Raw genomic sequence first — 6,889 nt, forward strand, 5'->3', positions numbered from 1 at the left:
ACTCGAGGCGCCTGGCCGGGTCCATCACGCCCGGCGCGGGGTCAAGCGTGATCCGGCGCAGACCCAGCTCCTGCAGCCGGCCAGGCAGCGTGGCCTGGGAGAAGTAGTCCATCGGGGTGAGGTGAACCGCTTCCCAGCGGCTGACCCCTGACGGCAGGTCCTCGAGGCGGACTGCCAGATCACCAGGCGGCGCCCCCGGAGGAGCGCTTCGATCTGGGGGGCGATAGGCCAATAGCTCCTTCGGCAGTGGCTGACCAACCCGAAGGAAGTGGGAGGCAGGCCTGGTCTCGTCCACTCCACCCGAACCGGTGATCGCATGGAACTCGGTCTCAGCCTCACTCCCGGGGATGAGGCGGATGCTTGTGGTCTCAATCCCGTTTGCCGACAAGGCTGGTGACAATGCCGCGAGGGTGGCACCCGTCGCCCTGGAGAGGACTGCCACCCCGGTCACCCAAACCCTGGCACCTCCGGCAGCATACAAAGCACTCCCCCCGGGCTGGCTCAGATGCACCCGGTCGTCTGGGCCAATGCCATATGCAATCCGCATCGGGCCGATCACGCCAAGGGTGGGTTGACGACGGGGCTCAAGCATCGGGTTGGGGAGTCAGGCTCGCCCGTACGGCCTCAGGCTCCTGCCCGGATTCTACGGCAGGGCGGGCAGATACCAAAGTCATCTTCTTCCGTCCCGGACCGGGCGTTATAATCACGGTGCATCTCAGGCAGCCGATCGATCCAGCAAGCTGCGGCAACTTCTGCGGGGGTACCTCTTGGCCGGTAGCCAGATCCTGCTGATCGAGAGTCGGCGCGCGAGCGCTCCTTCGTTCGCGCCGGCACTGGAGAAGAAAGGATTCCGAGTAACCCGGCAAACGCAGGTTCTTTCCGCCCTGGCGGAGGGCTTGCAGAAGGCGCCGGACCTGGTCATCCTGGACGCTGCATCCATGTACACCAGCGGTGGCCGAATGTGCCGTACGGTCCGATCCAATCTAAATGGCGTCCCGATCATTCTTGTGGTTCCACATGGCACAATGCCTGATCCCGGAAATGGGGCGAGCGTGACGTTGGCGCATCCGGTGACGCCGCGCAAGCTGATCAACCGGGTCTCGCGCCTGCTGCCGGGAGATGGCAAGTCCACGCTCCAGGCAGGACCGATCGCCCTGGATCTGGCGCAGCGCACCGTGCGCTGCCGCGGCAAGGAATCCAGGCTCACCCCTAAGCAAACGAAACTGCTTGAGGTCTTCCTGCGCAACCCGGGTCGCTTGATGACTCGACCTGTGCTGATCCGGCAGGTCTGGCATACGGACTACACCGGAGATACCCGGACTCTCGACGTCCACATGAGCTGGCTGCGACAGGCCATCGAGCCGGATCCGCGCAGCCCTACTTTTCTCAAGACAGTGCGCGGGATAGGCTACAGGTTCGACCTGCCGGAGCCGAAGCACGCCTAGATGCCGAGTTCGGGCTGCGCCGACGCCTGACCGGTCAACCCATTCGCCATCACTACCCGCACCTCTACTTGTGGTGTGCCGGCAGGGATGCCCGAGATCATCAGCGGGAGGCTCGGGTCGCGCCAGCGGCGTGGAATCGCGGCCTGAGGCCGCATCGGACCCTCAGGGGCACCCCACGCGGCCTCCCAAAGCACAACTTCCTCCGGGAAGGCCTGCGGAGCTGCGCCCCGCAGGCCTGCAAGCTCCACGTGCAGTCTGCCAGAGGCGGAACGGAGCCAGGCCACCGGTTTAGCGCCGCCTGGCAGCGGCCGATCGTGCCACAGGGTGAGCGCCGGCCGGTCGGGGAGCAGCAGCAACCGGCGGTAGGTGGTCCAGAAGGCGAGAGGGGATTGGTCGATGCCGATGGTCTGGCGACCCGTGCGGCAGGCGACGGCCAGCGCCGTGCCCGACCCGCAGAATGGATCGAGCACGATCCCGCCCGGTGGGCACGAGGCGAGGATGATGCGCTCCAGCAGGGCTTCAGGCTTCTGGGTCGGGTAGCCTGTGCGTTCTGCGTGCAGCCGGGCGACCACCGGGAAATACCACCAATCCTCGGGCACTTTGCCCCGCACCAGGTCTGGCTGCTTGCCGAAACCTGCCTTGGGCGAACTCCGGAAGGTCCGGACGGTGGCCGGGTTGTAAGCCATTCGCACTGCGTCCGAGTCGAAGTAGTAGGCCGGGCTCTTGGCGTAGATCAGGAGTGTGTCGTGCTTGCGGTTGAACCCCCGGCGGATTGGCGATGGACCGTGATACACCCACACCACTTCGTTCAGCAGCGCCTGGCGCCCGAAAATCTGGTCCAGCAGCAGCCTGGCGTACGGCGCGGCGTGCCAGTCGAGGTGGAGGTAGAGCGTGCCGTGAGGGGAGAGCAGGTGGTACATGGCCAGCAAGCGCGGTTCGAGCATGGTCAGGTATTCCGGCAGGCCGCCCCAACGATCGGCGAAACCGAGCTCGGTCTTCCATGTCTCGGGCTGGCGCGAGTTCTCTCCGGTCCCCACCCGAGCCCGGTAGGCCCGATCGGTCAGGAAAGGAGGGTCGGCGTAGATCAGGTCGATCCTGGCCTCGTGGCTCTGCATCAGGGCCAGCAGGGCTCCCAGGTTGTCGGCGTACAGCAAGCGGTTGTCGTGGGAGGGATCGCCGGCGTGCGGAAGGGGGGAGGAAGAGAAGCAGGTCAGAGACGCCGGCGCGGCCTGCTCGCTCTGCCAGCGTCCTTCCCATCCGAGTTGCAGCCGGGGGGGCTGGCGGCGGCCTCCGGACATGGCGCTTTTGCTCCTTGGTCTCGCCGCAGCTGTCCACGCGCCGGGCTGACTTCGGCGCGGGCCCGGGGCGAGGCCAACTCAGCCGAGGACCAGGCGCCTCGGCCGGCGCCTGCGGCCGACGTCAGCTCCCGCCGAAATGACGGCGCAAGATTTCTTCCAGCGTCGGCTGGCCGATCTCCTGGAGATCGTAGCGAACCCGCTGGGCGGGCTTGTTGATCTTCATCAACTTGGCCAGGTCGATGGGCGTGCCGATCAAGACCAGGTTGGCGTCGGACCGGTTGATGGTGTCCTGCAGTTCCTTCATCTGCTTCTTGCTGTAGCCCATGGCCGGCAGCACGTTGCCGATGGTCGGGTACTTCTGGTAGACGGCGGCAATGCTGCCCCGGGCATACGGCCGCGGATCGATGACCTCGGCGGCGCCGAACCGCTGGGCGGCGACCCAGGCCGCGCCGTAGCCCATTTCCCCGTGGGTGACGGTCGGACCGTCTTCAATGGCAAGCACCCGCTTGCCGCGCACCTGCTCCGGACGGTCGACGAAGATCGGGGATGCAGCTTCGACCACCGTTGCTCCCGGGTTCGCCCGCAGGATGTTCCTGCGGACCTGGAGCACAGCCGCGGCGTCTGCCGAATCGACCTTGTTGATCACCACGACATCGGCCGAGTACAGGTTCATTTCGCCTGGATGATAAGTGAGTTCATGTCCAGGGCGGTGTGGATCGACGACTACGATTTGCAGGTCGCTCTTGTAGAACGGGAAATCGTTGTTGCCCCCGTCCCATAGGATCACATCCACCTCTTCTTCGGCAGCTCTCAAGATACGTTCGTAGTCGACCCCTGCGTAGACAATCACGCCCTGGGCGAGATGGGGCTCGTACTCCTCCCGTTCTTCGATCGTGCAGTTCTGGGCTGCCAGGTCCTTGTAGGCGCCGAATCGCTGCACGGCCTGAGACGCAAGATCGCCGTAGGGCATCGGGTGGCGGATGGCGGCGACGCGCAGTCCCATACCGCGCAGGATCATTGCCACGCGGCGTGTGGTCTGGCTCTTTCCGCTTCCAGTGCGGACTGCACAGATCGAGATCACGGGTTTGGTGGACTGGATCTGGGTCGAGCTCGCGCCCATCAAGCGGAAGTCCGCTCCGGCCGCCAGCACCTCAGACGCCTTGTGCATGACGAATTCATGCGAAACATCGCTGTAGGCGAACACGACTTGGTCTACATGCTGCTTGCGAACTAGAGACACCAGTTCGCTTTCCGGGTGGATCGGAATACCGCCCGGATAGAGCGGACCTGCCAGGCTGGCGGGATACACCCGTCCTTCGATATTGGGGATCTGCGTGGCGGTGAACGCCACCACCTCGTACTCCTGGCGGCTGCGGAAGTACACATTGAAGTTGTGGAAGTCGCGTCCGGCCGCACCCATGATGATCACGCGCGTTCGCGTCATGTTCGGATCTCCTCCAGCTAGGGTCGGTGACAGAGGCCATCTTCTCAGCCGGCGAGCGGCCGAGGCGGATCCATCACGCTCAAGTCCTCTTACATGCTCTCCGGTGCCCGGATGTCCAGCAGGCGCAGGCTGTTGGCGATTACCTGCCGGGCCGCAGCCGTCAGCCGGAGCCGGGCGGCCACGACGGCAGGATCGCCTGCCTGGAGCACTGGCACCGCATGATAGAACGAATGGAAGGTCCGGGCGAGCTCGTAGGCGTAATTCGCCATGTGCAGCGGCTTGTAGTCGATGGCGGCTTGTTGCACGGTCGTTGGGAAGCGGGCGATGAGATCGATGAGCTCAGTTTCCAGGGGCTCGAGCGGATAGGAGAAATCGGCCGAATCCGGGAGCCTGCCCGCCTTCTTCAGAATGCTGCATGCCCTGACGTGCGCGTTTTGGATGTAGGGGGCAGACTGTCCATCGAAGCTCAGGGCGGTCTCCATGTCAAACACGATGTCGCGGGTGTTGTCCACCGATAGCATGGCGTACGCCAGTGCGCCCAGCCCCACCTGGGTGGCCACCTCGCTGCGACGATCGGCAGGCAGATCTGGGTTCTTTTCCTCGATCACCGCCAGCACCCGCCGGACGGCCTCATCGGCTACGTCTTTGAAGAACACCACGTTGCCCTTGCGCGACGACATAGCACCGGCCGGGAGTGAAACGAAGCCGAAGGCCAGGTGGTAGCACTTGGCGGCTTCGGGAAAGCCCCATAGTTCCAGGATCTTGAACACCTGCTGGAAGTGCAGGCTCTGCCGGACATCGACGACGTAGATGGAGCGGTCGACGTGGAAGTCCCCGAACTTGCGCTTGGCCAGGGCGAGGTCATTGGTGATATACAGGGTCGTACTGTCGCTGCGCAGGATCACTGCGGTGCGGTACTTCTCTTTCTCCAGGCCCAGCTTCTCGTCGATCTTGACGATCACCGGCCCCCCCCGGGGGCGTTCGTCTTCCGCGATTCCGCGCCCAATCAGTTCTTTGACGATTTCCTTGCCAAGGGTGGCGACGTCGCTTTCGAAGAAGAACACATCCATCCGAATGTCCAGCATGCGCAGGACGTCGTTCAGCTCGTCCAGGCTCCACTGCCGGGTCTTGAGCCACAGCTCACGCACCTCGGGATCGCCAGCGTCCCAACGGCGGTAGAGCTCTCGCCGCTCAAGGTCGTAGGCCTCGCGCTCCGCCCGCTCATCGTCCGTCTCCTGGTCCTTCGGGGTGAGGCGCAGGGTGGCTTCGGCGTAGATGTTGGCCAGCCACCGACCTCGCTCGTGGATGCCTTGGGGTTCCTCTCCTAGGTGGAAGCGCTGGTAGGCCCAGATGCAGGTGATCACGCCCAGGCCCATATCTCCGGGGTAAGAGGCGCGGATGGTATCGAATCCAGCGAATTCGACCAGCCGGGCGAGCGATTCCCCCAACAGCGCCGCCCGAGCGTGTCCCATGTGGATCGAGTGGTGGGTGTTCGGCTGGAAGAACTCCACCATCACCCGCTCGCCCTTCGGCTGGCCGCGTCCGAAATCGCCGGCGTCGGAGATCGCCTGGTCGACGACGCGGCGGGTGAAGACCGCCGTGTCCAGGTACACGTTGATGTATGCCTTGTCGGCGGAGATCCGGGAAATGCCATGCGGCAGATGGATGTCGACCACTGCCTGCTGAGCGAGGTCTTGTGCCCGACGGCCAACGTCAGCGGCCTTGCCCTGCCGGGCTTCATCAGCGGCAGCCTGGAAGCAGGCCGCGCTGCCGTAGCCCCAATGGCCCGCGAACGGAATGGGCATCCACTGTAAGCGCTCAGGCGGAGGGCAACCGAGCCGGAGCAGGTTGGTGCGCACCTGTTCGCCGACTTGGTCGAGTTCAGATTCGAACATGCCGGGCGATTATAGCATGTGGCCTGGCGTGGCTCGGCCGCAGGCCTATGACCCGGATAACGCAACGGCGGCACCTGATCGAGGCGCCGCCGCCAAGGTCCGATCGGGACGAACGATCGACGGTAGTCAGGGATTCTTCTGGGCCCGGCTGAGGTGTTTCATCAGCCGGCTCTTGCGCCGCGAGGCGTTGTTGCGGTGGATCACGCCCCTGGAGGCTGCCTTGTCCAACTCGCGCAGGGCCGCGGCCGTCGAGGCTTCGGCGGTCACAGGGTTGTCGTCGATCGCCTCACGCGCGTTCTTCACGAACGTCCGGGCGCGGGTGCGGATCCTCTTGTTGCGCATCTGGCGCTTGGGGTTCTGGCGCATGCGCTTCTTCGCGGATTTCAGGTTCGCCAAAGCAGCCTCCGGGCAGTCATCAAGTCGCAGACCGCCATTCTACCCGCCTCCGGCGAGACTGTCCAGACGTATCGGAACCTGGCCCTGAGGGCGAGGAGCCCGCCCTCCCGGCCCGGCTGCGTTTCGCTCAGGCGGTTGCCGTTGGTTCCGAGGCTGCTGGCCCCGAGTCTTGGCAGGAGGGGCGCCTGAGAGTGCACTTGGCCTTCCGGCGGTTGCGCATAGGCGTGGCGCAGCAGATCCTGCCGACCTGGGCAGCTACGACCGGGTTGCGCAGAATTGGGCACGTCAGGCTTGGCCGTCAGTCGTCGGCGGGGCGCGCAGCGCAATCTCGAACCTGGCCCCGCCATCTGCACCCTCCAGAACCGTGAGGGAGCCCCCATGAGCCTCGATCGCCAGGCGGGCGAAGGGCAG

6 protein-coding genes are annotated in these 6,889 nt (G+C 64.9%); 1 reads left to right on the forward strand and 5 read right to left on the reverse strand.

Translation table 11 applies throughout. From position 1 onward, the window contains the following. The coding region (locus MUO23_05405) for a hypothetical protein (protein MCJ7512390.1) at positions 1-547 on the reverse strand (547 nt) is incomplete at its 3' end. Between the two features lie 220 nt (positions 548-767). Between MUO23_05405 and MUO23_05410 the strand changes: the two genes are divergently transcribed. Next, on the forward strand, positions 768-1,445 hold the full coding sequence (locus tag MUO23_05410) for a response regulator transcription factor (protein ID MCJ7512391.1): 678 nt from the start codon (positions 768-770) through the stop codon (positions 1,443-1,445). Here the strand turns inward: MUO23_05410 and MUO23_05415 are convergent. The 4 genes from MUO23_05415 to rpsT form a co-directional block, all read right to left on the reverse strand. Continuing rightward, entirely contained in the window at positions 1,442-2,743 is a 1,302-nt protein-coding gene (locus MUO23_05415; GenBank protein ID MCJ7512392.1) for a site-specific DNA-methyltransferase, read from the reverse strand. The genes MUO23_05410 and MUO23_05415 overlap by 4 nt on opposite strands. A 121-nt stretch (positions 2,744-2,864) precedes the next feature. Continuing rightward, positions 2,865-4,187 (reverse strand): cyclic 2,3-diphosphoglycerate synthase, encoded by a 1,323-nt coding sequence (locus MUO23_05420; protein MCJ7512393.1) that lies wholly within the window; start codon positions 4,185-4,187, stop codon positions 2,865-2,867. 89 nt (positions 4,188-4,276) lie between these two features. Then, positions 4,277-6,082 carry an arginine--tRNA ligase gene (argS, locus tag MUO23_05425; protein ID MCJ7512394.1) on the reverse strand — a complete coding sequence of 602 codons (1,806 nt, stop codon included), beginning with the start codon at positions 6,080-6,082 and terminating at the stop codon, positions 4,277-4,279. A 126-nt stretch (positions 6,083-6,208) separates the two neighbouring features. Further along, positions 6,209-6,478, reverse strand: coding sequence for a 30S ribosomal protein S20 (rpsT, locus tag MUO23_05430; protein ID MCJ7512395.1), 270 nt, complete (start codon positions 6,476-6,478; stop codon positions 6,209-6,211). Positions 6,479-6,889: the final 411 nt, after the last annotated feature.

This window comes from Anaerolineales bacterium, assembly GCA_022866145.1.
Taxonomy (GTDB): domain Bacteria; phylum Chloroflexota; class Anaerolineae; order Anaerolineales; family E44-bin32; genus PFL42.

Coding starts and splice junctions, on each gene's coding strand:
- argS (MCJ7512394.1), bottom strand. CDS start 6,082: ATGTTCGAATCTGAACTCGACCAAGTCGGCGAACAGGTGCGCACCAAC.
- MUO23_05420 (MCJ7512393.1), bottom strand. CDS start 4,187: ATGACGCGAACGCGCGTGATCATCATGGGTGCGGCCGGACGCGACTTC.
- MUO23_05415 (MCJ7512392.1), bottom strand. CDS start 2,743: ATGTCCGGAGGCCGCCGCCAGCCCCCCCGGCTGCAACTCGGATGGGAA.